Origin of the sequence: Bradyrhizobium sp. SZCCHNR1043 (genome assembly GCF_032489675.1) — a bacterium.
Lineage (GTDB): Bacteria > Pseudomonadota > Alphaproteobacteria > Rhizobiales > Xanthobacteraceae > Bradyrhizobium.
The window spans coordinates 236,334-262,371 of the sequence record NZ_JAUEYN010000015.1 but is presented as its reverse complement, the minus strand read 5'-3'; the positions used below and the strand labels follow the sequence as shown (position 1 = coordinate 262,371).

23 protein-coding genes and 1 pseudogene are annotated in these 26,038 nt (G+C 66.2%); 18 read left to right on the top strand and 6 right to left on the bottom strand.

Annotation, left to right across the window (positions count from 1 at the left end; translation table 11 throughout):
- Positions 1–265: 265 nt before the first annotated feature.
- Positions 266–478, bottom strand: a complete 213-nt coding sequence (locus QX039_RS26190) for a hypothetical protein (RefSeq protein WP_315737235.1) — start codon at positions 476–478, stop codon at positions 266–268.
- A 24-nt stretch (positions 479–502) separates the two neighbouring features.
- Positions 503–1,165, bottom strand: coding sequence for an aldolase (locus QX039_RS26185; RefSeq protein WP_315737236.1), 663 nt, complete (start codon positions 1,163–1,165; stop codon positions 503–505).
- Between the two features lie 120 nt (positions 1,166–1,285).
- On the opposite strand from QX039_RS26185, the gene ltnD reads away from it, so the two are divergent.
- From ltnD to QX039_RS26130, 11 genes and pseudogenes are all read left to right on the top strand, one after another.
- The gene (ltnD, locus tag QX039_RS26180) at positions 1,286–2,209 is read left to right on the top strand and encodes an L-threonate dehydrogenase (RefSeq protein WP_409997724.1); all 924 of its coding nucleotides are present in this window, start codon (positions 1,286–1,288) and stop codon (positions 2,207–2,209) included.
- 26 nt (positions 2,210–2,235) lie between these two features.
- A complete protein-coding gene (otnI, locus tag QX039_RS26175) occupies positions 2,236–3,018 on the top strand; it encodes a 2-oxo-tetronate isomerase (protein ID WP_315737238.1) in 783 nt (260 codons plus the stop codon).
- Positions 3,015–4,292 carry a 3-oxo-tetronate kinase gene (gene otnK / locus QX039_RS26170; RefSeq protein ID WP_315737239.1) on the top strand — a complete coding sequence of 426 codons (1,278 nt, stop codon included), beginning with the start codon at positions 3,015–3,017 and terminating at the stop codon, positions 4,290–4,292. Before otnI ends, otnK begins: the two co-directional genes overlap by 4 nt.
- Before the next feature lie 278 nt (positions 4,293–4,570).
- Complete coding sequence (locus QX039_RS26165; protein ID WP_315772481.1) at positions 4,571–6,598, top strand: methyl-accepting chemotaxis protein; 2,028 nt, start codon at positions 4,571–4,573, stop codon at positions 6,596–6,598.
- 525 nt (positions 6,599–7,123) lie between these two features.
- On the top strand, positions 7,124–8,827 hold the full coding sequence (locus tag QX039_RS26160; RefSeq protein WP_315737241.1) for a methyl-accepting chemotaxis protein: 1,704 nt from the start codon (positions 7,124–7,126) through the stop codon (positions 8,825–8,827).
- Positions 8,828–8,899: 72 nt separating this feature from the next.
- The gene (locus QX039_RS26155) at positions 8,900–10,504 is read left to right on the top strand and encodes an ABC transporter substrate-binding protein (RefSeq protein ID WP_315737242.1); all 1,605 of its coding nucleotides are present in this window, start codon (positions 8,900–8,902) and stop codon (positions 10,502–10,504) included.
- A gap of 185 nt (positions 10,505–10,689) precedes the next feature.
- Positions 10,690–11,346 (top strand): annotated as a pseudogene (locus QX039_RS26150) (methyl-accepting chemotaxis protein); the annotation flags it as partial.
- Positions 11,347–11,564: 218 nt separating this feature from the next.
- The gene (locus tag QX039_RS26145; protein WP_315737243.1) at positions 11,565–13,256 is read left to right on the top strand and encodes a methyl-accepting chemotaxis protein; all 1,692 of its coding nucleotides are present in this window, start codon (positions 11,565–11,567) and stop codon (positions 13,254–13,256) included.
- A 350-nt stretch (positions 13,257–13,606) separates the two neighbouring features.
- Positions 13,607–14,572, top strand: coding sequence for an MBL fold metallo-hydrolase (locus QX039_RS26140; RefSeq protein ID WP_315737244.1), 966 nt, complete (start codon positions 13,607–13,609; stop codon positions 14,570–14,572).
- 39 nt (positions 14,573–14,611) lie between these two features.
- On the top strand, positions 14,612–15,718 hold the full coding sequence (locus QX039_RS26135; RefSeq protein ID WP_315737245.1) for a J domain-containing protein: 1,107 nt from the start codon (positions 14,612–14,614) through the stop codon (positions 15,716–15,718).
- Between the two features lie 113 nt (positions 15,719–15,831).
- On the top strand, positions 15,832–16,176 hold the full coding sequence (locus QX039_RS26130; RefSeq protein ID WP_315737246.1) for an antibiotic biosynthesis monooxygenase: 345 nt from the start codon (positions 15,832–15,834) through the stop codon (positions 16,174–16,176).
- 15 nt (positions 16,177–16,191) lie between these two features.
- On the opposite strand, the gene QX039_RS26125 is transcribed toward QX039_RS26130, so the two are convergent.
- Entirely contained in the window at positions 16,192–17,703 is a 1,512-nt protein-coding gene (locus QX039_RS26125) for an acetyl-CoA acetyltransferase (RefSeq protein ID WP_315737247.1), read from the bottom strand.
- A gap of 179 nt (positions 17,704–17,882) precedes the next feature.
- Between QX039_RS26125 and yghU the strand changes: the two genes are divergently transcribed.
- The 3 genes from yghU to QX039_RS26110 all read left to right on the top strand — a co-directional run bounded on the left by yghU (position 17,883) and on the right by QX039_RS26110 (position 20,637).
- Positions 17,883–18,758, top strand: a complete 876-nt coding sequence (yghU, locus tag QX039_RS26120) for a glutathione-dependent disulfide-bond oxidoreductase (protein ID WP_315737248.1) — start codon at positions 17,883–17,885, stop codon at positions 18,756–18,758.
- 344 nt (positions 18,759–19,102) lie between these two features.
- Entirely contained in the window at positions 19,103–20,302 is a 1,200-nt protein-coding gene (locus QX039_RS26115) for a molybdopterin-dependent oxidoreductase (RefSeq protein WP_315737249.1), read from the top strand.
- An 11-nt stretch (positions 20,303–20,313) separates the two neighbouring features.
- Complete coding sequence (locus tag QX039_RS26110) at positions 20,314–20,637, top strand: cytochrome c (protein ID WP_315737250.1); 324 nt, start codon at positions 20,314–20,316, stop codon at positions 20,635–20,637.
- Between the two features lie 26 nt (positions 20,638–20,663).
- On the opposite strand, the gene QX039_RS26105 is transcribed toward QX039_RS26110, so the two are convergent.
- Positions 20,664–21,275 carry a flavin reductase family protein gene (locus QX039_RS26105; protein ID WP_315772482.1) on the bottom strand — a complete coding sequence of 204 codons (612 nt, stop codon included), beginning with the start codon at positions 21,273–21,275 and terminating at the stop codon, positions 20,664–20,666.
- Between the two features lie 183 nt (positions 21,276–21,458).
- Between QX039_RS26105 and QX039_RS26100 the strand changes: the two genes are divergently transcribed.
- Positions 21,459–21,749, top strand: a complete 291-nt coding sequence (locus tag QX039_RS26100) for a hypothetical protein (protein ID WP_315772483.1) — start codon at positions 21,459–21,461, stop codon at positions 21,747–21,749.
- 77 nt (positions 21,750–21,826) lie between these two features.
- On the opposite strand, the gene QX039_RS26095 is transcribed toward QX039_RS26100, so the two are convergent.
- Positions 21,827–22,660, bottom strand: coding sequence for an alpha/beta hydrolase (locus tag QX039_RS26095; protein ID WP_315737253.1), 834 nt, complete (start codon positions 22,658–22,660; stop codon positions 21,827–21,829).
- A gap of 165 nt (positions 22,661–22,825) precedes the next feature.
- Positions 22,826–23,605: an SDR family oxidoreductase gene (locus QX039_RS26090; RefSeq protein ID WP_315737254.1), complete on the bottom strand. Its 780-nt coding sequence runs from the start codon at positions 23,603–23,605 to the stop codon at positions 22,826–22,828.
- Positions 23,606–23,783: 178 nt separating this feature from the next.
- On the opposite strand from QX039_RS26090, the gene QX039_RS26085 reads away from it, so the two are divergent.
- Genes QX039_RS26085 through QX039_RS26075 form a run of 3 tightly spaced genes read left to right on the top strand, consistent with a single transcriptional unit; the run spans position 23,784 to position 25,950 of the window.
- Positions 23,784–24,578, top strand: a complete 795-nt coding sequence (locus tag QX039_RS26085; RefSeq protein ID WP_315737255.1) for an enoyl-CoA hydratase/isomerase — start codon at positions 23,784–23,786, stop codon at positions 24,576–24,578.
- Positions 24,575–25,564, top strand: a complete 990-nt coding sequence (locus QX039_RS26080) for a phosphotransferase family protein (protein ID WP_315772484.1) — start codon at positions 24,575–24,577, stop codon at positions 25,562–25,564. Before QX039_RS26085 ends, QX039_RS26080 begins: the two co-directional genes overlap by 4 nt.
- Positions 25,564–25,950 carry a DUF6285 domain-containing protein gene (locus tag QX039_RS26075; RefSeq protein ID WP_315772486.1) on the top strand — a complete coding sequence of 129 codons (387 nt, stop codon included), beginning with the start codon at positions 25,564–25,566 and terminating at the stop codon, positions 25,948–25,950. The genes QX039_RS26080 and QX039_RS26075 overlap by 1 nt, the downstream gene beginning before the upstream one ends.
- Positions 25,951–26,038 lie beyond the last annotated feature (88 nt).

Below are 26,038 nucleotides of genomic sequence, written 5' to 3'. Positions count from 1 at the left end.
AGGCATTTTGCCCTTGTCCTTTCGTGCTCTGGGCGTGCTGAGCGATGGACTACAATCGATGGTGGAAGAGCGGGGCGCATCCTCGCGCCGCGGCAGTGGTGTGCTGCCGGTGCCGTCCTTGTTCGATCGATCCGCCCGTGATTGCTGCCGCAGCCTTATCTTGCCTCAATATTAGGCATCGTTGCCGTCTGGAGGCAAGGCAGCTTGATCAGTGACAAGGCGGCGCAGGCGCCGCGGCATGCATGCAGGCAGGCCGGGCGGGATGCTAGACCCGCCGTGCCCGCGATCTGGCCTGCGCGGCGGCCACCAGCATGCGCTCGGCGATGTCGCGCAGCTCGCTGACCGCGATTGGATCGGAGGCGGCGAACGCGTCATAGGAGTCGGTTGCGATCGGAAACCAGCGATAGAAGCGGGCCTCCTCATAGAGCACCCGGACAGCGGCATCGATCTCGGCTGGCGTTGTTGCGGGATATTGCATGCCCATCCATCCGGACCGGTGGGATCAGTGATGATCGCTGTGATCGGGCAGGCCGAGGCCGAACACTTTCACCAGATCGTCCACCTGTTGCGGCGAGAGGTGACGCGGGTTGAGTCCGCGCAGCAGCAGATGCAGCTTTGCGGTCTCCTCGAGCTCCTCCATCGCGAACACGGCGGCTTCCAACGTATCGCCGGACACCACCGGCCCGTGATTGGCGAGCAGCACCGAGGCGTATTTACCGGCGAGACCCTTGATGGCATCGGCTACCGCGGGATCGCCGGGACGATGATAGGGCACCAGCGCGGTCTGACCGCAGCGCATTAAATAATAAGGTGTCAGCGGCGGCAGCGCGGCGCGCGGATCGATGTCCGGCAGCATCGAGATCGCGACCGAATGGGTCGAGTGCAGATGCACCACGGCGCGGGCAGCATTGCGCGTCTGGTACAGCGCGGTGTGCAGCGGCACCTCCTTGGTCGGCGCGTCGCCCGAGACCAGCTTTCCCGCGGCATCGAGCCGCGACAAACGGGCCGGATCGAGGAAGCCGAGCGAGGCATTGGTCGGCGTCACCAGCCAGCCGCCATCATCGAGCCGCACGCTGATGTTGCCGGAAGAGCCCGGCGTCAGCCCGCGCTCGAACAGCGAGCGGCCGAACCGGCAGATGGCCTCGCGAATCGCAGTTTCCGCCACGGGATTTTCCTCGCATTTCGCTCTTGGGCCGCTTTGTCTCACGCTTTGGCAACGCGGCCAAGCCGTGATACCCAGAGTGCAGTCCGGGGCAACCGGACGTCACCAGGAAACGCTTCAGGGATCTGCCGCATGCCGTCGCCATCGCAATTGAAAGTCGCCGTGATCGGGCTTGGCTCGATGGGATTCGGCATGGCGACCTCGCTGAAACGCGCAGGCTTCGAGGTGACCGGATGCGATGTCTCGGCGGATGCCGTAGCGCGCCTCGTCGCCGACGGCGGCAAAGGCGCGGCGAGCCCGGCCGAGGCGGCGCGAGGTGCCGACATCGTGGTCAGTGTCGTCGTCAACGCGGCGCAGACGGAAGCCATCCTGTTCGGCCCCGGCGGTGCTGCCGAAACCATGCCGAAGGACTCCGTGTTCGTCTCCTCCGCGACCATGGACCCTGACGTCGCGCGGCGGCTCGCGAAGCAGCTCGAAGCCACCGGCCGGCACTACCTCGACGCGCCGATCTCCGGCGGCGCGCAGCGCGCCGCGCAGGGCGAGCTGACGATCCTGGCCTCGGGCAGCGCGGCTGCGTTTGCCAAGGCGCGGCCGGCGCTCGATGCGATGGCGGCCAAGCTCTATGAGCTCGGCGATGCGGCCGGGCAGGGCGCCGCGTTCAAGATGATCAACCAGCTGCTCGCCGGCGTGCACATCGCAGCCGCCAGCGAGGCCATCGCCTTTGCCGCCAAGCAGGGCCTCGACATCCGCAAGGTCTATGAGGTCATCACAGCCTCGGCCGGCAATTCCTGGATGTTCGAGAACCGCATGCCGCACGTCCTCGACGGCGACTACACGCCGCGCAGTGCGGTCGAGATCTTCGTCAAGGATCTCGGCATCATCCAGGACATGGCGCGCAGCCATCGTTTTCCGGTGCCCGTCTCGGCCGCCGCGCTGCAGATGTTCCTGATGACGTCGGCCGCCGGCATGGGCCGCGACGACGACGCCTCGGTGGCGCGGATGTACGCGCAGGTCACCGGCACGACGCTGCCGGGCTCCTCCAAGTAGCAAGCAGTACGACGAGTTTTCACGCCATGCCCCGTTTCGCCGCCAATCTCTCGATGATGTTCACCGAGCATCCGTTCCTCGACCGCTTCGCCGCCGCCGCCAAGGCCGGCTTCACCGCGGTCGAATTCCTGTTTCCCTATGATTATCCGGCCGAGGAGGTCGGCAAGCGGCTGCACGGCAACGGCCTGACGCAAGCGCTGTTCAACCTGCCGCCCGGCAACTGGGATGCCGGCGAGAAGGGCTTTGCCGCGCTGCCCCAGCGCTTCGATGATCTCAAGGCGAGCCTCGAGACGGCGCTGCCCTATGCCAAGGCCACCGGCGTGAAGCGGCTGCACATGATGGCGGGCATCGCCGAACGTAGTGATGCGAAGGCCGTGGAAGCCTACACCAAGTCGGTGGCCTGGGCGGCGGAGTTCTTCGCGCCCCACGGCCTCGACGTCATGATCGAGCCGATCAATGCGCGCAACGTGCCCGGCTACTTCCTCAACGATTTCGGCTTCGCCCGCGATCTCATCCGCGAGCTGAAGATTCCCAATCTCAAGCTGCAGTTCGACATCTATCACTGCCAGATCATCCATGGCGACGTCACCATGCGGCTGCGCGAGATGATGGACATCATCGGCCACATCCAGATCGCCAGCATTCCCTCGCGCAACGAGCCCGACGGCGAGGAGCTGAACTATCCGTTCCTGTTCGCCGAGCTCGACCGGCTGGGCTATGCCGGCTTCGTCGGCTGCGAGTACAATCCGCGCGGTCGCACCGAGGACGGGCTCGGCTGGTTTGCGCCCTACAAGGGAGTGAAGCCGTGACCTTGAAGCTCGGCTGCATCGCCGATGACTACACCGGCGCCTCCGACCTCGCCAACACCTTGACTCGCGCCGGCCTGCGCACGGTGCAGACGATCGGCGTGCCGGCTGATGACCTCACGCTGCCGGAGGTCGATGCCGTCGTGGTGTCGCTGAAGAGCCGGTCGATCGAGGCTTCGCTCGCCGTGGCCCGCTCACGCGAGGCCGACAAATGGCTGCGCGCACGGGGTGCCGACCACGTGCTGTTCAAGATCTGCTCGACGTTCGATTCCACCGATGCCGGCAATATCGGCCCTGTCATGGATGCGCTCGCCGGTGATGCGGGCGACGGCATCGTGCTGGTGACCCCGGCCTTCCCGGAAACCAGGCGGACCGTCTATCAAGGCAACCTCTTCGTCGGCAGCGTGCCGCTCAACGAGAGCCCGCTCAAGGATCATCCGCTCAACCCGATGCACGACGCCAATCTGGTGCGCGTGCTGGCGCGCCAGAGCCGCAGGAAAATCGGCTTGGTCGACCTCGCCGCCGTCGTGCACGGGCCGGAGGCGATCGGCCACAGGCTGCAGGAATTGGCCGCGCAGGGCATTGGTGCGGCGATCGTCGATGCCGTGTTCGACGCCGACCTGATTGCGATCGGCGCGGCCGCCTTGAAGAACCGGGTCTCTGTCGGCGCGTCCGGCATCGGGCTCGGGCTGGCGCGCGCTTTGGTCGAGGCCAGGCACGTGCATACCCACGGCTTGGCGCATCACGCGGATGCACCCGTCGGCGGCATGGCCGCCTGCCTCGCCGGAAGCTGCTCGCAGGCGACGCTGCAGCAGATTGCGCAGGCCGAGACCATCATGCCGGTGCTGCATCTCGATGCGGCGGGCCTGGTCGCCGGTCCGGACGAGGCGCAGCGCGCGCTGGCCTGGGCGCGTGAGCGCATTGCCAAGGGGCCTGTGCTGATTGCCTCCAGCGCGACGCCGGATCAGGTCAGCGCGCTGCAATCCAGGCACGGCCGCGAAGCGGCGGGGCACGCCATCGAGCAGGCGATGGCCGATCTCGCCGAGGGGCTGATTGAGGCCGGCGTGCGGCGGTTGATCGTCGCCGGCGGCGAGACCTCGGGCGCCGTCGTTGACCGGCTGGGGATTCCCGGCTTCCTCGTTGGTCCAGAGATCGCGGCCGGTGTGCCGGTGCTTCGCGCAATCGGCGCGCAGGGCGGCGATATGCTGCTGGCGCTGAAGTCCGGCAATTTCGGCGGGCCGCAGTTCTTCGCCGACGCGCTCGGGCTGATGCGCTAACTGCGCGTCAGCCGACTGCCGGCTGCGTCGGCCTGTGCCGGATTTTGGAACGACGTGTTGGGCCTCGGTCCCGATCTCATCATCTGCTTAGTTTGTGAGCCGTCGCTCGGCACGGCAGCGCCGCCGTGCCGCCATAAGCATCGGGACGCACACTGAAAAAGCAGAAGTTTTTTGCGTGTAATGCCCGATAACTCCCGTAAATTAACGGTCTCTAGGGACCTCACCGCTATACCTCCGGTACGGACCGTCGCGTGACGCGTCCATCTGTGGGTAGGGCAATGAAACTGAATCGGATCGGCTACAAACTCGGGCTCGCTGGCGCCATCGGCGCATCTCTCGCCGTCGGCATGATCGCTAACCAGTTGATGGCGGAAAGAGCGGTCAACCACGCCAATCAGCAGGCCGAGCGCGCGCGGCGCGTCGTCGAGAGCGTGCTGTCGGCCAGCATCAACATGCAGCAGACCCAGCTCGGTGGCCGTTCGGCGCGGCTGGCGCGTGCGCCGGCCGAGGCAGAGAAGGCAGCCGCCGACATTCAGCAGTTCTCGACCGGGATGGTGACGGACATCGACGCCGCGCTCGCCAACGTGTCGACCGCCGACAATCGTGCCCGGCTGACCCGGATCAAGGAGCTGATGACGAGCTATGCCGCGGGAGCGGTCGATCTCGCCGAGGCGCAGAAGAAGTTGCTGACGCAGATCGAGAAGCGCAGTGCCGTCTCCAACGACTGGAACACCAGCCTGAAGGCTCTGCTCGCCTCACCGTCGCTGCCGAAGCTCGCCTTCCGCGAGCGGGTCGAGCGCCAGCTTCACGCCGCCGATGCCAAGTTGAACTACATGCGGTCGCAGGCCTGGCGGTTCGGTATGACTGGCGATGCCGCGACGATCCTGACGGTGAAGCAGACGGTGCCGGGGCTGAAGAGCTCGCTGACCGACGCCCGCATGCTGGCCGACGACCGCGAGATCCAGGCCACGATCACCAAGCTCAATGGCCTCGCCTCGGACTTCGTCGCCGCGAACGACGAGGTGGTGAAGACCGAGGGGATCAAGGAGGCCGTGCTGCGCGACCGCACGCTCATTTATCTCGGCGAGGCCGGCGAGCTGATGTCCTCTGCGATCCAGGATGCGCGCGCGCGCAACGCGAGCGCGCGGTTCGAGGCAGACCAGGTCGCCGCGCAGGCGAGCTATATCACGCTGTTTGTCGGATTGGCGGTTCTGTTGTCGGTGATCGGTTCGGTCGTGTTCTCGTTCCTCGGGATCGCGCGGCCGTTGACGCGGCTGAACGCGGCGCTCGGCGAGATGGCGCGTGGCCGGCTCGACATCGTCATCCCCGGTGCATCGCGCGGCGACGAGATCGGCGATCTTGCCAAGACCGTGACGGTGATCCGGGGCAACGCGGAGGAGAAGGCGCGTGCCGAGGCCGAAACGAAGAATGCACAGGACGCGATCGCGGCGCGCCAGCGCAAGGCCGACATGCAGCGGCTGGCCGAGCAGTTCGAAGCCGCGGTCGGCGAAATCGTGAACACCGTCTCGTCGGCCTCGAGCCAGCTCGAGCAGTCCGCCTCCACGCTGACCCAGGCCGCGACGCGCTCGCAAGGCTTGACGACGGCGGTTGCGTCTGCCTCGGAGGAAGCCACGACCAACGTCCAGTCGGTGGCGTCTGCGACCGAGCAGATGGCCTCGTCGGTCACCGAGATCAGCCGTCAGGTGCAGGAATCGGCGCGCATCGCCAACGACGCCGTCGGCCAGGCCCGCACCACGACCGGGCGTGTCAGCGAGCTGTCCAAGGCGGCCACCCGCATCGGCGATGTCGTCGAACTGATCAACACGATTGCCGGCCAGACCAACCTGCTGGCGCTCAACGCCACCATCGAGGCGGCGCGCGCCGGCGACGCCGGCCGCGGCTTCGCGGTCGTCGCCTCCGAGGTCAAGGCGCTGGCGGAGCAGACCGCGAAGGCAACCGGCGAGATCGGCCAGCAGATCTCGAGCATCCAGGTGGCGACGCAGGAGTCGGTCAGCGCCATCAAGGAGATCTCCTCCACGATCGAGAAGCTGTCGGAAATCTCCTCGACCATCGCAGCGGCTGTCGAAGAGCAGGGTGCGGCGACGCAGGAGATCTCACGCAATGTTCAGCAGGCCACGCATGGCACGCAGCAGGTCTCGTCCAACATCGCCGATGTCGAGCGCGGCGCGGCCGAGACCGGGTCGGCCTCGGCCCAGGTGCTCTCAGCGGCACAGGCGCTGTCCGGCGACAGCAATCGCCTCAAGCAGGAGGTCGCGAGCTTCCTCGGCTCGGTGCGGGCGGCGTAACGCTGAGCAGCGGAAGCGACGAACTGCTGGTCGCGCGGGGGATTGGAAGGCCGGAGCATCGAACGCTCCGGCCTTCTGCGTTTTCTGGCCCAACAAGGACAGTCCGCGGCCCCGTCGCCCGCGGCTTTTCTGTTCGCGCTACATCGACGCCGGAAAACTAACCTGCGTAGTCAATCTGCGTTTTTAACTTACGTTAAGAATAGGCGTGTAGGGTCTGGTCATTCGCGGCCAACGCGCAGTCGAGCCCCACGGGCAAACGGCGCTTCTCTCGTTCGGTCGCACGGCACGAGATGACGCGCCGCACGGCCAAGCCGGAGCGCGTTACCGATCTGGACGGGCAACGATCACTTTTCGATCGCTGCTCCGTATTTGCACGGACACGGTCTTAACCAGACTTAATTTTGGCTCCCGTAGCTTCCACGCGTGGGCTGCGGGCCCGTTTGCGTGACGACGAGGCGAGCCCGCGCCCGTCGACGTGATCTGTCCCCGAGCGCCCCCAGCATGAGTCGCGCCGTGGAGACCGACATGTCCTTTGCAATGCCCCATCGCCTCAAGCTCACCATCGGGATCAAGATCTATGCCCTGATCGGTCTGAGCTTCCTCGGCCTGATCGGCCTGACTGCCTTCAATTCCCGCGAGCTCGCCGCAGGCCTCAAGCAGCAGAAGCAGCTCGAGCTCCGGCATCTGACCGAGCTCGCGCTCGGCATCTTCGCCGAGGAGCATGCGGCCGCGCAGAAGGGGACGATCTCGGTCGCCGAGGCGCAGAAGCGCGCTCTCGAGCGCGCCTCCCAGCTGCGCTATGGCGGCAACGAGTATTTCTTCGTCACGGACATGACCGCGAAGATGCTGATGCATCCGATCTCGACCAAGCTGGTCGGGCAGGACGTCGCGGACATGAAGGATCCGAACGGCAAGAAGCTGTTCATCGAGATGATCGATGTGGTTCGCCAGCATGGCCGCGGCTTCGTCGACTACGATTGGCCGAAGCCCGGCTCCGAGACGCCGCAGCCCAAGCTGACCCATGTCGCGGGGTTCGCACCCTGGAATTGGCTGGTCGGAACCGGCGTCTATATCGATGACCTCTCGGCGCAGGCCTGGGCCTCGACGCGGCAGTCGTTGACGGCGGCCGGAATCGTGCTGCTGATCCTGCTCGTCGTGTCGACGCTCGTCGGGCGCGGCATCACCAACCCGCTGCATCGCATGACCAGCGCGATGAAGAGCCTCGCCGGCGGCCGTCTCGACGTCGAGGTCCCCGGCGTGGGACGCGGCGACGAGATCGGCGAGATGGCCGGCGCCGTCGAGGTGTTCAAGAGCAATGCGGTCGCACGTCACGCGCTGGAAGCGGAGCAGAAGGAAGCCGAGCAGCGGGCGCTGGCCCGCCGCAAGGCCGACATGCACAAGATGGCCGACGACTTCGAAAGCGCCGTTGGCGAGATCGTCGAGACGGTCTCGTCGGCTTCGTCCAGACTGGAAGTGTCGGCGGACACGTTGAGCAAGACGGCGGTCCGCGCCGGCGAGCTCGCAACCACGGTGGCGGCCGCGTCGGAGGAAGCGTCCACCAACGTGCAATCCGTCGCCTCGGCCACCGAGGAGATGACGTCCTCGGTCACCGAGATCGGCCGCCAGGTGCATGAATCGGCGCGCATGGCCAATGAAGCGGTCGAGCAGGCGAAGAAGACCAACGAGCGGGTGAGCGAACTGTCGCGCGCGGCGAGCCGCATCGGCGACGTGGTCGAGCTGATCAACAGCATTGCCGGGCAGACCAATCTGCTGGCGCTGAACGCCACCATCGAGGCGGCGCGTGCCGGCGAGGCGGGGCGGGGCTTTGCCGTGGTCGCCGCCGAGGTCAAGGCGCTGGCGGAGCAGACCGCCAAGGCGACCGACGAGATCGGCCAGCAGGTGGCCGGCATCCAGGCGGCGACACAGGAATCGGTCGCGGCGATCAGGCTGATCTCCGGCAGCATCGAGCGGCTGTCGGAGGTTTCCTCGACGATTGCTGCCGCCGTCGAAGAGCAGAACGCCGCGACCAAGGAAATCTCGCGCAACGTGCAGCAGGCGGCGCACGGCACGCAGCAGGTTTCCGTCAACATCACCGACGTGCAGCGCGGCGCGACCGAGACCGGCTCGGCGTCGACCCAGGTGCTGGAGGCGGCCCAGGGTCTGTCGACAGACAGCAACCGCCTCAAGCGCGAGGTCAGCCGCTTCCTGCAGACGGTCCGCGCGGCCTGAGAGGCCGGCAGCAATCTCATCAGCTAAATCAGCGATCCAACCAACGTGTCTCAACGAGTTTGAAGCTCCGCCATGATCACCTTTCTTGACTTCCGGCCCCGCCACGAGGTGGTAAGCCGGATGCGATCGTTCGCGAATTCCTCGGCGATCATCCTCGCCCTCATGTTCACTACATCGATCCATGCAGCGCCCGGCGACAACCTCGCCGTCGTGCGCGACCTCAGTGGCAGGATCGGTCCCGTCATCGGGGGGGCCCTTGCCTGCAGCGATATCCCTCGGCCGCGTATCCAAGCCATCATCGGCAAGTTCCAGGCCGTCATCCGGGAGGCCTCGAACAACGACGGCGATCGAAACGAGCTGACGCGCCAGTTCGACCGCTTCATCGCCGACGGTCGCGCGGCCGTGGCGAGTGGCCGCCAGGACTGCCGACGGGCCGAGCTCCAGCTTGGAGACATCGAGCGATCGATCGGCGCACCGGCAACGGCGGCCGGCGCGCCGCCGGATGCGACGCTCCCGGTCGCTGCGGCTGGTGCGACGAGTGCTGTGCCTGCTCCATCGGTTCGCGGCGTCACGGAGCGTGACGTCACGTTCGGCAGCGTCTTGCCGCTGTCGGGCGCGAACAAGGAATCAGGACGTCTGCTCAAGGTCGGTATCGAAGCCGCCTTCAACCATGCCAACGACGCCGGCGGGGTCAATGGCCGGATGCTCAAGCTCGCCGTCGCCGATGACGGCTATGATCCGAACCGCACGCTCGATGCCATGAAGCAGCTCTACGAGAAGGAGCGCGTGTTCGGCTTCGTCGGCAGTTTCGGGACCGTGACCGCGGCCGTTGCAATTCCATATTCGCTCGAGCGCCGGATGCTGTTCTTCAGCCCCTACACCGGTGCGAACGTCTCGCGCCACGATCCGCCGGACCGCTACGTCTTCAACTATCGCCCGAGCTATTCGGAAGAAGCCGATGCGCTGGTCCGTTACCTGGTGAAGCTGCGCCGAGTGCCGCCGCGCCAGATCGCGCTGTTCGCGCAGGACGATTCGTTCGGGGATGCAGGCTTTGCCGGCGTGGCGAAGGCATTTCGCGTCCTGGGCCTCAGCGACGCTGCGATCCTGCGCGTCAACTACACCCGCAACACCGTGGATGTGGAGCCCGCGATCAACCAGCTCAAGGCGCAGAAGGTGCCCGTCCGTGCGGTCATCATGGTCGCGACTTCGCGCGCGGCAGCGAAGTTCATCGAAAAGGCGCGCGACGCGCTTCCCGGCGTCGTCTTCGTCAATGTGTCGGCGGTCGGTGCATCGGCGCTTGCCAACGAGCTCATGCTGCTTGGTTCGCGATACGCCTCCGGGGTCATCGTGACCCAGACCGTTCCCGCCGTCTCCGGCTATTCGAGCGTGGTGCTCGACTACAAGGCCGCGCTGGCGAAGCATTTCCCCGGCGAGCCGCCGGACTACACCTCGCTCGAGGGCTACATCGAGGCGAGCATCCTGATTCAAGCCCTTAAAAAGGCCGGTCCGCAGCTCGATACCGAGCGGTTGATCGATACCCTCGAGTCGATGCGTAACATCGATCTCGGTCTTGGAGCCTTGCTCAACTTCGGCCCCGCCGAACATCAGGCCTCGCACAAGATCTGGGGCACGGCGCTCGACGAGACCGGCGCCTATCAGGCGATCGAGCTGGAGTGACCCGCGGCGCGGGATAAAAAGGGGGGAGCGAGCGCCAGCATGTGCGGCCCATGGCGGCCGCATCGCAAGCGCGAGATGCAGCAGCTCGCAATCATCGAGATGCTGTCGGCGATTTCTTCGGCCGTCGGCCGCAGATGCTGTCGGGCGACAGCACCCCCCTCAGGCGCGAGGTCGGACGTTTCCTGGTCGCGTCGGCCACCGAGGAGCTGTCCTCCTCGGTGACCGAGATCAGCCGCCAGGTGCAGGAATCGGCCCGTATGGCGAGCGAGGCCGTCAACCAGGCGCGGCGGACAAACGACCAGGTGAGCGAGCTGTCCAGGGCCGCCGCGCGGATCGGCGACGTCGTCGAACTGATCAACACCATCGCCGGCTAGGCCAACGTGCTGGTGCTCAAGGCCACCATCGAAGCGGCGCGCGCCGGCGAAGCCGGCCGCGGCGTCGCGGTGGTTGCCACCGAGGTCAAGGCGCTGGCCGGGCAGACCTCGAAGGCGACCGGCGAGATCGGTCAGCAGATTTCCGGCATCCAGAGCGCGACCCAGGAATCGGTCGGCGCCATCAAGGAGATTTCCGGCACCATCGAGCGGCTCTCGGAGATCGCCTCGACCATCGCTGCTGCGGTCGAGGAGCAGGGGGCCGCGACGCAGGAGATTTCCCGCAACGTCCAGCACGCCTCGCAGGGCACCAAGGACGTCTGGTCCAACATCATCGAGGTGCAGGGCGGCGCCAATGAAACCGGCTCCGCCTCGTCCGAGGTGTTGTCCGCCGCGCAGGCGCTGTCGTCCGACAGCAACCGGTCGAAGGCCGGAGTCAGCCGATTCCTGGAGACTGTCCGCGCCGCCTGAGTGCGCACGGCCGCCGATGATAGGAGGGCGCGGCTGCGCAAACCGCGCCCTTTGCTTTGCCCGCCGGACAACGGCAATCGCCCGTGAATGGGGTCCAGCGATCCGTATTTCAACGGTTGCGGCACTTTATCTTAGGTTAATCGGCGACTGCGACAATGGACGCATCGTTTGCAGCAAAATTAGCCATGCCGATGCCGGCATGGCTCGAAAGACTCGCCATGCGTAAGAATTTGCCGGTCACCAACGTCGAGTATCCGATCACGGATGACACGCTGATCGTGTCCAAGACCGACACGAAGGGCAAGCTGACCTTCTTCAACCAGGATTTTGTCGACGCGGCCGGCTTCGCCGAAGCCGAGCTGATGGGGCAGCCGCACAACATCGTGCGTCATCCCGACATGCCGCCTGAAGCCTTCGACAATCTCTGGACCACGCTCAAGGCCGGCCGACCCTGGGTCGGCGCGGTCAAGAACCGCCGCAAGAACGGCGACTATTACTGGGTGCTGGCGACGGCGTCGCCGATCTGCAAAGACGGCCAAGTCGTCGGCTACACCTCGGTGCGCACCAAGCTGCCCGCCGACCAGCGCGCGGAGGCCGAGCAGGTCTATGCGGCGATCCGCGAAAAGCGGCCGCATGGTTACAAGATCGACGACGGCATCGTCCGCCGCCGCTCGGTGTTCGACCATCTCTCGATGTTCACCGGCTCGATCGCGGCAAGGCTGCGAACGCTGGTCGGATTGCAGACGCTGTTCCTGCTCGTGCTTGGCGTCATCTCGTTCGGGGAGGGCGGGCTCGCCGGAATGACCGCCGTGGCGATTGCTGCCGCTGGTGTCGTGCTGTGTGGTCTGGTCGGGCTGCGTACGATGAACGTGATCGTGGCGCCGCTCGATCATCTGAACGAGACGATGGAGAGCATCACCCAGGGCACGCTCGACACCCGCATGCGCATCGAGCGCGACGACGAGATCGGCCGCGCCTTGCGTAACCTGCAGACCGTTCAGACGATGGTGCGGTTCAACGACAGGGAGCTCGGAGAGCAGGAGCGGCGCGCAGCCGCCGCGCGCAAGCGGGAGATGTCGGAGCTCGCCAACGGTTTCGAAGGCGCCATCGGTAACATCGTCAATACGGTGTCCTCGGCCTCCAGCGAGCTCGAGAGCTCGGCCAACTCGCTGTCGAGCACCGCCGTGCGGGGGCAGGAGCTTTCCACCACTGTTGCCGCGGCCTCCGAAGAGGCGTCGGCCAATGTTCAGGCCGTGGCGTCGGCGACCGAGGAGCTCACCTCGTCGGTCCGTGAGATCAGCCGCCAGGTGCAGGAGTCCGCGCGCATCGCTTCCGATGCGGTCGAGCAGGCGCGCCGCACCAATGATCGTGTCGGCGAGCTGTCGAAGGCGGCGACCCGCATTGGCGACGTCGTCGAGCTGATCAACACGATCGCCGGGCAGACCAATCTGCTGGCGCTCAATGCCACCATCGAGGCCGCGCGGGCGGGCGAGGCTGGCCGCGGCTTTGCCGTCGTCGCCTCCGAGGTCAAGGCGCTGGCCGAGCAGACTGCAAAGGCGACCGGCGAGATCGGCCAACAGATTTCCGGCATCCAGGGGGCCACGCAGGAGTCGGTCGGCGCCATCAGGGAGATCTCGACGACGATCGAGCGGCTGTCGGAGATCGCCGCGACGGTGGCGGCCGCGGTCGAGGAGCAGGGCGCAGCGACCGCCGAGATCTCGCGCAACATCCAGCACGCCGCCGCGGGTACACAGCAGGTGTCCGCCAACATCACCAACGTCCAGCGCGGCGCCAGCGAGACCGGCGACACCTCGGGGCAGGTGCTCAGCGCCGCGCGCCAGCTCTCCGGTGATAGCGAGCGTCTCAAGCAGGAGGTCGGCCGCTTCCTGCAATCGGTTCGCGCCGCCTGATCCGCGACATGACGAAGCCGGCGACAGCGGCCGAGATTGCCCGCTGTCGCGTCCGATAGTCGAACGACACAGCCCCGACCGATAGCCGCGGGCACAGCCGATGACGCCGCGGCGAACCACGTCGACGTGGACGCTCATGCGTGCGCCGTTCGTCAGGCGGCGCCCCGCTCGACCGGATCATCCCCCACCGTTGCAGACTCCCCACACCTGACGCCCCGGCCAGAAAGGCCGTTGTGGCGCCATAATCCCGCTAAGGTGCAGAGATTAACTTGTGTTAGATATTTATTCAACCAGCGGTACATTTAGTGGCAGGCAATGTGATTGCGAGCAGACCTTCGCGCAGGACCCTGGTGCTAACGGCCGCGACGGCCGCGGTCGCCTTGGGTCTCGATGCGGGGCTTGCCGTGGTTGCCGCCAAGCCGCGCCGCCGCACTGAGGATCCCGCGCACGGCTATCGCCGGATCACGATCGGCGAGGCGGAGGTGATCGCCCTCTACGACGGTGTATGGGAAAAGCCGCACGAGGCCGGCTTCATCGACAATGCCAGCATCAGCGACGTGAAGGAAGCACTGCGCGCTGCGGGTCTGAGCCCCGCCTTCGTCCCGGTCCCGATCTCCACCTTCGTGGTGCGGCTGAAGGGCAAGACCGTGCTGTGCGATGCCGGCGGCGGCGGTCAGGTCCAGGGCTACAATTCCGACTCGATCTTCATTTCGGGCCGCCTGCTGGACAATCTGAAAGCAGCCGGCATTCGCCCGGAGGACATCGACACCATCCTGATCTCGCACTTCCATCCCGATCATATTTTCGGACTGCTCGGCGAGGACACCAACGCGCCGGTGTTTCCCTCCGCCGAGATCATCGTGGCTGCGGCCGAATACAAATTCTGGACCGATGCATCTCTGACCAGCCGGCTGCCGCCGTGGCGGCAGTCGCTGGCGCGCCGCATCCAGAGCGTGATCCCGGGCTGGAAGAACGTGCTGCCGGTCGAGGGCGAGGACGAGGTGGTGCCCGGCATCCGCTTCGTCAGCGTCCCCGGTCATACGCCGGGGCACACCGCGTTTCATCTCAGCTCCGGAGCGGAGCAACTGATGATCTCGGGCGACACCGCCTATGTGCCGGCGTTGTGCCTGCGCCATCCCGAATGGCACGGCGCCTATGACCAGGACGGCGCGGCTGCCGAGGTCAGCCGGCGCAGATTGCTCGATCGTATCGTTGCAGAAAAGATGTTGGTTTGTGGATCTCATTTTCCGTGGGCCGCGTTCGGTCGGCTCACCCGCGATGGCGCCCATTATGCGCTCGACCTGCTCCCCGCGTGATCCCGAACCGGCCTCGGAAGAGAGGCTCGGGATCGCGCCATGACGACGCATTATGAGGTGCTCGGCGTATCGCCGCGGGCCGATCTCGACACGATCAAGCGGGCGTTCCGCCAGGCCGCCAAGGCGCACCATCCCGACCTCCGGGGCGGCGCCGATCCGGCGTCGGAGCACCAGCTCAAGTTGATCATCGTCGCCTACAACGTGCTGCGCGACCCTGACCTGCGCGCCGAATACGACGCCCATCTTGCTTCTGAGCGCGACCGCGTCCGCCGCGAACGCTGGGACGCCATCCTGCAGTTCACAGCGGCGACCGCCGTGCTCAGCGCGATCCTGATCGGCCTCGAGATTCTGCTCTTGCCCTCCTCCGGTGATTGGATGAGCAGGCCGGCGACGCGCTCGATCGTGACACCGTCGCCGCAGGCCCGATCGGGGCCGCAGCGCAAGGTCGCAGGTGAGACCGTCCCGGCGCCTGCCGTCCAGGACGCGACCGGAGCCGTGCTGCCGGTGCCGCCTCCGGAGGCGGAGGCCCCCGCGCTGTCTCCGCCGGCAGAGCCTAGAGCCGCAGAGCAGGTCGTCCCGGCTGCACCGACGACCGCCGCATCCTTCCTGAAGCGGGGGATGGACCGCAGCCGGCAGGGCGATCTCGAGCGCGCTGTCGCTGATTTCGACGAAGCGATCCGGCTCGCGCCCCGCAATGCCGATCTCTATCACTATCGCGCCAGGGATCTGGTCCGCATGGGCCGCATCGACCGCGCGCTTGGCGATTTTGAGCGGGCGATCCGGCTGGATCCGAACGACCCGGTGCTGTTTCACGATCGTGGCCTCGCGCTTCAGCGCAAGGGCGATCTCGACGAGGCCCTCGTCGATCTCGACCACGCCGTGCGCATGGGCTTCAGCGATGCCGGAATGTACAGCGACCGTGGCGCGGTGTGGCTGGCGAAGGGGCGCTACGACCGCGCGCTCGCCGACTTCAACCAGGCCCTCAAGCTGGATCCGGAATTGGCGATCGCGGCCGCACGGCGGGATGAGGCCCTCGCGCGCAGGCGCGACCGGCAATTGGCCGGCGACGACAGCGCGCCTCCGGCGGCGGCGGAGACCACGGGCACGGTGCCTGCCGACGCGAAGCCCAGGCGTAGCGGGCGCTGAGCGCCGGACCGTGATCTGCGCTCCGACATCCGGGAGACGGCGAGCAGCGTTGTGCTCACACCCGTCGGCGCGACCGTTCCATTGCGCGGCGGTCTGCGATCCAGGAGCGCGCCATGAGCGTTTACGTTTCCGTCACCGGCTTCCGCCCGCATCGCGGCCTCAATCGGCTGGCGCGATTCTGGTGGCACACGTTGCGCGCCGTCCGCCAGGCGCGTGCGGCTCCCGGGAATCTGCGCGTCGAGCTTCGTCCGGTGAATGGCATCTATCATACGCTGACGGTCTGGACCGACGAAGCCAGCATGCGCGCCTATGTCAGAAGCGGCGCGCACCGCCGCGCCATGATCGGCTTCCGCGACCTCGGCGGCGGCAGGACGCTCGGCTTCGTGGCGGACAGCGATCCTGATCCTGATTGGGACACGGCCTATGCGCGCTGGCAGCGTGACGCCCGGGAGGTGTGAGGCGACGGAAGCGAACTAATTCGTCCGCCACTCCGGCACACCATCGGCGGCCATCGTGATCGTGCCGAGCGCGCCGACCGGCGTCCTGTCCTGATCCATCAGCCGCGCCAGCGTGGCTGCGTCCTGCGCCGGAACGCGCGCCAACGTGCGCGTGTCCTGCTCGGTGCGCAGCATCGCAACGCCATGCTCGACCTCGCCGTTGCGATCAAACAGCGCGGTGAAGCTTTCGACCCGGCCGCCGCCGCCGGCTTCGCTGACGAACGCCGGCGCGGCGGCGCGATGCCGATCGGCCTCGGCCTGCACGCTCACCTCCTGCGACAGGGACGACGGCGGCTCGCGCGAGATCACCAGCGCATGATGCTTGGTGACGAAGCCGCCCTGGCCGTACAGCAGGCCGCGCCTGGCGCCGCCGCGCAGCCGCCGCACCATCGCGCAGGCGGCGTGCGTCATGTAGGTGTTGAGCGGCGCGCCGAAGAAGGTCAGCCCGCCGGTGACGGTCGGCTCCACGTCGGCGCCGAGGCCGAGGATCCGCCGTGCCATCTTCGGCACGCAGGGAAAGCAGCTGTAGAGCTCGATGACGTCGAACGCCGCGCCGTTGCCGCCTACGAGTTTCATTGCGGCCCGCAACACGGCGTTCTGCGGATGACTCTCGGCGAACTGATCGCGCGTGAGGTAGTCGCGCGGATCCTCCGCCGCTGCGCCACCGAGCGGATAGATCATGCGGCTGTCGGCAATGCCCGCCGCACGCGCCTTGGCCAGGCTGGTCAGGATCAGCGCCGCGCCCATGTTGACCATGGGATTGGCGACCATCAGCTTGGTGTAGGGCCAGGCGATCGGGCGGTTGTCGGCTGACGGCGTCGTGATCTCCTCGGGCGCGAAGTGCCGCTTCAGCCAGGCGTTGGGATTGTAGGCGGCGACCGCGGAAAAGCGCGACCACAGCTCGCCGGATTCCGCGAGCGCCTGCCGCGGCGTCTGGCCCCATTTGGGCGCGCTCGCGACCTCGTAGAACGGATAGACCGAGACCGGGCGGAATACGCCGAGCTTCACCGCCAGCGGCTTCTGGAACGCGGCGCCGCGCTTCGGCTCCTCGACGTCGTGGGCGAACGGCGTCCACCGCAGGGGCACGCCGGCGCGTTCGGCCTTGGTCGCGGTCGATTGCGCCTCGGCGCCGCAGACCACCGCGACCTCGCATTCGCCGCGCGCGATGCGCAAGGCGGCCTCGTGCAGAAAGCGGATCGGGCTCTCGCCGCCGACCGGACCATAGTGGCAGTGCGCCGGCGTCACGCCGAGCCGCTGCGCGAGAAGCTGCTCGGGATCGCGGTAGCGCCAGCTCAGGAAGTTGACGACGTCGAGCGAGCCGATGTCGTGGATGAGCTTGGCGCCCGCGTCATTTTCCGCACGGCGGATCGCCTGTTCGAGCAGCGTCAGCGGCTCGAGACCGTCGCCGATATCCTTGGGACGATCGACGATCTCGCCCACGCCGACGATCACGGGAATGCGGTCGGGGGGCAGGGTACTTGCAGTCATCGGCGTTTCCAAGAGCCGGCCCGTGACGGACCGTCATTGTTGTCTTGTCTCCGTTCTGTCATCGCAGGTTCGACCGCGCAATGCAGAAAATGCTGATGGCGCCCGCGCGCAGCATGGCTTCCGCTTCACGGCAGATGCGCCTAAAACGCTCGCTCCTGACGCTCACGCCGGAGTCTGCCGTGTCTGAACAGAACAGCTATGTGCCGCCCAAGGTCTGGACCTGGAACAAGGCCAGCGGCGGCCGCTTCGCCAACATCAACCGGCCGATCGCAGGTCCGACGCACGAGAAGGAATTGCCTGTCGGCCGTCATCCCTTGCAGCTTTATTCTCTGGGAACGCCCAACGGTGTGAAGGTCACAGTGATGCTCGAGGAGCTGCTGGCGCTCGGCCACAGCGGCGCCGAATACGACGCCTGGCTGATCCGGATCGGCGAGGGCGATCAGTTCGGTTCGGGCTTCGTCGCCATCAATCCCAATTCCAAGATCCCGGCGCTGCTGGATCGCAGCGGGACCGAACCGATCCGCGTATTCGAGTCCGGTGCGATCCTGGTGTATCTGGCCGAGAAGTTCGGCGCCTTCCTGCCGACCGAGCCGGCCAAGCGAGCCGAATGCCTGTCCTGGCTGTTCTGGCAGATGGGAGCTGCGCCCTATCTCGGCGGCGGCTTCGGCCACTTCTATGCCTATGCGCCGACCAAGATCGAGTATGCCATCGACCGCTTCGCGATGGAGGTGAAGCGCCAGCTCGACGTACTCGACCGTCGTCTCGCCGAAAGCGAGTATCTCGCCGGCCCCGACTACACCATCGCCGACATCGCGGTGTGGCCGTGGTACGGCGCGCTCGCCAAGGGCCTGCTCTACGAAGGCGGCGAGTTCCTCTCGGTGCAGGACTACAGGAATGTTCAGCGCTGGACCGACCAGATCGCGCAGCGCCCCCCTGTGAAGCGTGGCCGCATGGTCAACCGCGTCTCCGGCGATCCAAAGAGCCAGCTCCACGAGCGCCACGACGCCAGCGACTTCGACACCAAGACACAGGACAAGATCGGGCAGGGCACGTAGTTGCGCGTGTAGGGTGCACAAAGGCGCGGCGAGCTCATCGCGGCGTGCAACGACTGTGGAGTGCGCCGTGCCCAACGTCGTCCCTCGCCGGCGCCGTCGGTGGGCACGCGCCGACTGACGGCCCCGCTCGCCCACCCTGCGGTTCGATGCACGATTGCTCTTGTTGCACGTGCGAAGTCTCGTCCGTTGCCGCGCTGCGATGCCATGATTGCGGACGTTCACGGCTTTTCTCGCAGTGAGAGAATGTGCAACGATCAATTCGCAGCGGCCGTGCATGCCGCCAGATTGATGAGAGTCGGCGGTGATGACCGCGGGTTCAAAACGACCACTCCGGAGGGAGTTGCATGATCGACAGACGTGATCTGCTCAAGGGAGCGGGGATGGCTGCTTTGCTGGGCAGCTTCGACACGACCCGTGCGCTGGCCGAGGAGACGGTGACGTTGCCCTTCGCCAATGGCGAGCGCCCGCTGGTGAAATATCCGCAGAAGCGACCGATGATCGGTCTGACCAGCCGGCCGCCGCAACTCGAAACGCCATTCGGGGTGTTCAATGACGGCGTGATCACGCCGAACAATGCCTTCTTCGTCCGCTATCATCTGGCGGGCCTGCCTTACGATCTCGATCCGGACAAGTTCACGCTCGCGATCAAGGGAAAGGTCGACAAGCCGCTCAAGCTGTCGCTCAAGGACATCCGCAAGATGAAGGCGACCGAGATCGTCGCCGTCAACCAATGCTCCGGCAACAGCCGCGGCTTCTTCGAGCCGCGCGTCGCAGGCGGCCAGCTTGGCAACGGCGCGATGGGCAATGCGCGCTGGCGTGGCGTGCCGCTCAAGACCGTGCTCGACATGGCGGGTGTTCAGGCCGGCGCCAGGCAGGTCACCTTCGGCGGCATGGACGGACCGGTGATCGACAAGACGCCGGATTTCGTCAAGGCGCTCGACCTCGATCACGCCATGGATGGCGAGGTGATGCTGGCCTACGGCATGAACGGCGAGGATCTGCCGTTCCTGAACGGCTTTCCGCTGCGCCTGATCGTGCCCGGCTACTACGGCACCTACTGGGTCAAGCACCTCAACGAGATCACTGTCATCGACAACGTCTTTGACGGCTTCTGGATGAAATCGGCCTATCGAATTCCGGACACGCCGAACAATGCCGTCGAGCCCGGAACCACGCCGAAAGCGACGATCCCGATCAACCGCTTCACGGTCCGCTCGTTCATCACCAGCCTGGCCGATGGCGCAAAGCTCAAGGCGGGCAGGGCAATGCTGCGCGGCCTCGCATTCGACGGCGGAACGGGAATCAAGCAGGTCGCGGTCTCGACCGACGGCGGCAAGACCTGGACCGACGCCAAGCTCGGCAAGGATCTCGGGAAATATTCCTTCCGCGAGTGGAAGCTGCCGGTGAAGCTGGCCGCGGGGGCCCACGATCTCAAGGTGCGTGCCACGAGCAATTCCGGCGAGACCCAGCCGGAGACGCCGCGCTGGAATCCGGCCGGCTATCTGCGCAACGTCGTTGAAACCGTCCGCGTCACGGCGGCCTGAGGAGCATCACCATGCGTCGGACGCCTTTCCTCATCGCCACGCTGGCCGTCGGACTTGGCTGCCTGGCGGGCCGCCCCATCTCGCTCACGGCAGCCCCGGTCAACTATCAGGTTCCGCAGGAGACGGCGGCCTTCAAGCCGGGGCCCGATCTCGCCGTCGTGCAGGGCAATTGCACGGCCTGTCACTCCTCCGACTACATCAGGACCCAGCCGCCGATGCAGAACAGGAAGGAGTTCTGGCAGGCCGAAGTCACCAAGATGATCAAGGTCTATGGCGCCCCGATCGACGCGGCCGATGTCGGCAAGATCGTCGACTATCTCGCCGCGACCTACTGACTGCCCGTGCCGGCGGCCGGGAGCGCTCAGGCGGCGCCCTTCGCCGGCGGGAAATCCATCCGGTCATTGGTGCGGCAATAGCGGTCGGCGAACATGCGCCCGACAGGATGGAACAGCTCCATCTCGACCCGCATCTTCTCGGTGTCCCACAATTCGTCGCGGATGTGGAAAGCGAGGCCTTCGCCGAGCACCAGCACGCGATCGCCATTGACGTCGATGAGCTGCCAGGTCTTGCACTCCATCGCGAACGGTGCCTCCGCCAACCGCGGAACGCCGATCATCCGCGACGGTGTAAGCTTGAGCCCGAGGTGATCCGGCTCGCCGATCTCAGGTGGAAAGTCGCCGCCGGTCTCGTGCATCGCCTGCGCCAGCGGCTCGTCGGTGATGTGGACGACGAACTCGCCGCCGCGGCGGATGTTGACGAGGGTGTCCTTGACCCGCCCATCGGGCCGCAGGTTGATCGCGAACACGCACAGCGGCGGGTCCTCGCCGAGCACGTTGAAGAACGAGAATGGCGCGGCGTTGACGATCCCGGTCTCGCTTCTCGTCGTCACCCAGGCGATCGGCCGCGGCAGCACGAAGGAGGTCAGAATCTTGTAGCGCTCGCGCGGGCTGAGATCGGTGGAGAGGTATTCCATCTAGAGGCCTCTGGTGCGTCGGTTCCCCGACCGTAGTGGGCTGTGACGCGATGCGGAAGCCAATAAAGCGGGCAGGGGTTGCGCACATCAGCGCTGTCTTCGCGGAAATTCGATGTTCCCGGGAACGGCTCCGCCAGCGCTACGTTCGGACAGCACACGGCAACGACAAATGGAGGTCGCGCCATGAAACCAATGATCAGTCTGATTGCTTGCGCATTCGTCGTCTCGGCCACGTCCGCGCTGGCGCAGGGCAGCCCACAGACCACGCCGCCGCCGAGTGCGCAGAATTCCGGAGCGGGCATCCAGGGCGCGCCAGGCAACAAGAACGGACCGGGCACTGAGACGGGAAGCGGCACGGTGGGCTCGTCCACGATCAACCGCCATAATCCGGACGTCAGCGCGCAGGACCCGTCGAACATCAAGGGCATGCCGGGGAACAAGAGCGGCCCGCCGGCCAAGAAACCGCAGGACTGACGTCTGCGATGGCGGCTGCGCGATTGCGCGGCCGCCCTTCGCATTTCGCCGGTCGTGCCGTCGCGCTGATTGCCAGATCAGGGAAGGGCGGCTGCCCCGTTGGTCACGATCAGATTGTCGGTATCTGCCGGGGCCAGCTCGCTCGTCGCATCGCCGCCGAGATATTTGTCGAGCGTCGCCTGGATCCGTTCCCGCGCTGTGTAGGGGCCACGGTCGCTCATCCAGGTGTGCTGGAACTCGGTCTTGATGATGTCGATGCCGCTCTTCCTGTCGACATGCGTCGGCACCACGCCGGGGTCGGTCTTGAACTGCGGATCATCCGAGCGGAACGACAGGATCTTGAGCTTGTCCCTGATGACGAAAGGCACGCGCAGATTGTCGAGCGTCACCACCTGCGAGACGATGTTCGGATGCTCCTTGGCGAAATACATCGCGGTGTCGCCGCCATTGGAGTGGCCGACCAGGGTCAGGTGATCGTAGTCGGCATTCGGATGACGCTTCTTCATCTCGTTCAGCACGCAGAGGATGTTGGCCTCGCCCTTCTGGTAGACGTCGAGCCGGCCGACATATGGCATCCCGACCTTGGTGACGAGCGGCGGATCGGTCGGCAGGTCCTGCTGGACGCTGGCGACGAGGTAGCCGCGCGCGGCGAACACGTTCGCGAGGAACGAGTACTCGGTGTTCTTGACGGTGTTGCCGTTGCTGATGATGGCCACGGGCAGCCGCCACAGCCCGGCATTGGCCTTCATCTCGTAGTCCTTGCGCACCGCGACATCGACATTGATCGACCGCTGCCGCGCGGCATCGAAGAACTCGCGGCTCTCGTGCTGGATGCCCCACTTTGCCATCGCAAAGTAGCCGGCCACAGCCAGGGCAGACACACAGGCCAAAACCGTCACACCGCGCTTCATGGCATCCTTCCTGGAAATTCTCTCCGTTATGTGATGGGTAACAACGCCGGCGTCACGGGGGCGTGGCAGCCAGAGGCGGATTAAATTTCGGAAATCTTGGAGCGCAGCACGGAACGATCCCCGTCTGGTGAGCCGGCGCACCGGCTCACCACCCGCTGCGAGGGATCAGAATGCGGTATAGCCGCCGTCGATCACGAAGCAGTCGGCGGTGTGATAGGACGACGCCTTGCTCATGAGGTAGACGGCGATGCCGCCGAAATCCGACGGCTCGCCGAAGCGGCGCACCGGGATACGCGGCATGACGTTGGCGACGAACTTCTCGTTGCCCATGATGCCCGCGGTCATGTCGCTCTTGATCCAGCCGGGCAGGATGGCATTCGCGGTGACGCCATAGCGCGCCAGCTCCACCGCGAGCGCGCGGCACAGCGCATTCAGCGCGGCTTTGGTCCCTGCATAATGCTCGTTGCGCGCGGTGCCGAACAGCGAGGCCAGGCTCGAGGTGGCAACCAGCCGGCCGAACGCGTCACCGGCTTCGGCGCGCGCGGTCATGTGCCTCGCGGCAGCCTGGAACGCATGGAACACGCCGTCGAGATTGGTTGCGAACATCGTGCGCCATTCCTCCTCGCTGCGCTCGATGAACGGCTTGCGGCCACCGCCGCCGATGCCGGCATTGGCAAAGCAGCCGTCGACCCGACCGAACGTGTCGAGCGTGGCCTTCATCGCCTCGTTGACGGAAGCGGCGCTGGTCACGTCGCAGATACGGGTGTCGACCTTGCCGGGCCCGGCGGCCATCGACGCCGCCGCAGCCTTGTTCTTCTCGGCGTTGCGGCCCCAGATCGAGACGTTACAGCCACTGGACGCAAGTGCCTGGGCAATACCGAGGCCTATGCCTCCATTGCCGCCGGTGACGACGGCCACACGGCCGGTGAGGTCGAACATGGTCATGGGGTTCTCTCGGGCGTTTCCGTGATGATGTGAGCGCGCTACGCGTCGCTTCGGTTATTTGGATGATGCAACCATGGACAAGCGAAGCGCAAAAATCAAATATGCCGCACGAACCGGGCTGCGCTTCGAATTTCCGCCGCGAAGAATGCAGCGACCGAAAAGCTCTTGAGAGGAAACCATGCAGTACAAGCACGTCACGCTCGATTTCGACGGGCCCGTCGCCATCCTCACGCTCGATCATCAGGAGGTGATGAACGCGGTCTCGATCGACATGCTCGGCGGGTTGGCCGAAGCGCTCGACGAGATCGAGGAGAAGAAGGCTGCGGTGCGCTGCCTCGTCGTGACGGGCGCCGGCCGCGCGTTCTGCACCGGCGCCAACCTGCAGGGCCGCAATGCGCAGGCCAAGCCCGGCCGCAGCAATGCCGGCGCCGCGCTCGAGACCGCCTTCCATCCGTTCCTGCGCCGCTTGCGCAATCTGCATTGCCCGATCGTGACCTCGGTGAATGGCCCGGCCGCCGGCGCCGGCATGAGCTTCGCACTGATGGGCGACATGATCCTGTGCGCGAAGTCCGCCTACTTTCTGCAGGCCTTCCGCCGCATCGGACTGGTGCCTGATTGCGGCTCGACCTGGCTGTTGCCGCGCCTCGTCGGCAAGGCCCGCGCGATCGAGCTGTCGCTGCTGGGCGAGAAGCTGCCGGCCGAGACGGCGCTGCAATGGGGCCTCGTCAACCGCGTCTATGACGATGCGGTCCTGAAGGAGGAGACGATGAAGCTCGCGCACGAGCTCGCCAACGGGCCGACGGTGGCGCTGGCGCAGATCCGCCAGCTGTACTGGGACAGCCCGGAGAACTCTTTCGAGGAGCAGCTCAACGCGGAATTTCAGTCGCAGCGCGTCGCAGGCAGCACTTCGGATTTCAAGGAAGGCGTCACCGCGTTCCTCGAAAAGCGCCCGGCCAAGTTCAAGGGCCAATGATCGAGACCGAGCTGTCCCGCTGCGTCGCCTCGTTCATGCCGGGGGCGACCGGTGTGAGCGGCGCCGCGAAACTCTCCGGCGGCGCCAGCCAGGAGACGTGGCGCTTCGACATCGTCCATCCCGGTGGTGATGTCGGCGCCATCCTGCGCCGCTCGCCGAAAGGCTACGGCGCCGCGCCCGGGCGTGCCGCCGGGCTCGACAACGAGGCGGCGCTGATGCGGCTCGCTTATGCCGCCGGCGTGCCGTCGCCCGAGGTCCTGCACGTGCTGCGGCCGGAGGACGATCTCGGCGCCGGTTTCATCATGCGCCGCGTCGAGGGCGAGACCATCGCGCGCAAGATCCTGCGTGATGCCGAATTCGCCGAGGCGCGGCCGCGCCTCGCGCGCCAGCTGGGCGGCATCGCCGCCGGCATCCACGGGATTCGACGCGAGACGCTGCCCGCGTTGCGCGGGATGACCGCGACCAAGGAGATCGCGGAGCTCGCACGGGAATATCAAAGCTTCGACTGGCCGCGCCCGGTGTTCGATCTGGCCCTGCGCTGGCTGTCGCAGAACGATCCCGGTCCCCCGGCCGAGATCACGCTGGTGCACGGTGATTTCCGCAACGGCAATCTCATCATCGGCCGCGATGGCGTGCGCGCCGTGCTCGACTGGGAGCTCGCCCATCTCGGCGATCCCATGGAGGATCTCGGCTGGATCTGCGTCAACTCCTGGCGCTTCGGCGAAATCGACAAGCCCGTCGGTGGCTTCGGCTCCCGCGAGGAGCTGTTCGCCGGTTATGAGTCCGCAGGGCGCAAGGTCGATCCTGACAGGGTGAAATTCTGGGAAGTGATGGGCACGTTGCGCTGGGGCGTGATGTGCTGCGGCATGATGCAGCGTTTTCGCATCGGTCCCGACCATTCGATGGAGCGCGCCGTGATCGGCCGCCGCGCGTCGGAGACCGAGATCGATCTGTTGCGACTGCTTGCGCCGAGGGGAGAGGGCTGATGCAGGACGAGCCGACGCCGACCGAGCTGGTGCAATCCGTCGCCGACTTCCTGCGCAACGACATCGCGCCGCTGATCTCGGGGCACCAGGCGTTCAAGCTGCGCGTGGGCATCAACGCGCTCGATCTCGTGGTGCGACAGCTGACACAGGCGGCTGCGGCAGATGAGGCGGAGCATGCGCGGTTGAGAGAATTGCTGGGACAGGATGGTGATTTACTCGAACTCAATCGAGCGCTCACGGCTCAGATCGCCAGCGGCGCCGTTGGTCTCCAGACACCGGGCCTGAAGCAGCACCTCTGGCGGACCACTCTCGCCAAGCTCGCCGTCGATCAGCCGAACTACGCGTCCTACAAGCGCGAAGCTGGGAGGAGCACCGATGGCTCCTAACCCACCGGCGTCATGCCCGGGCTTGACCCGGGCATCCATCTCTTCACGAGTCTGCTGCGAGACGTGGATGGCCGGGTCAAGCCCGGCC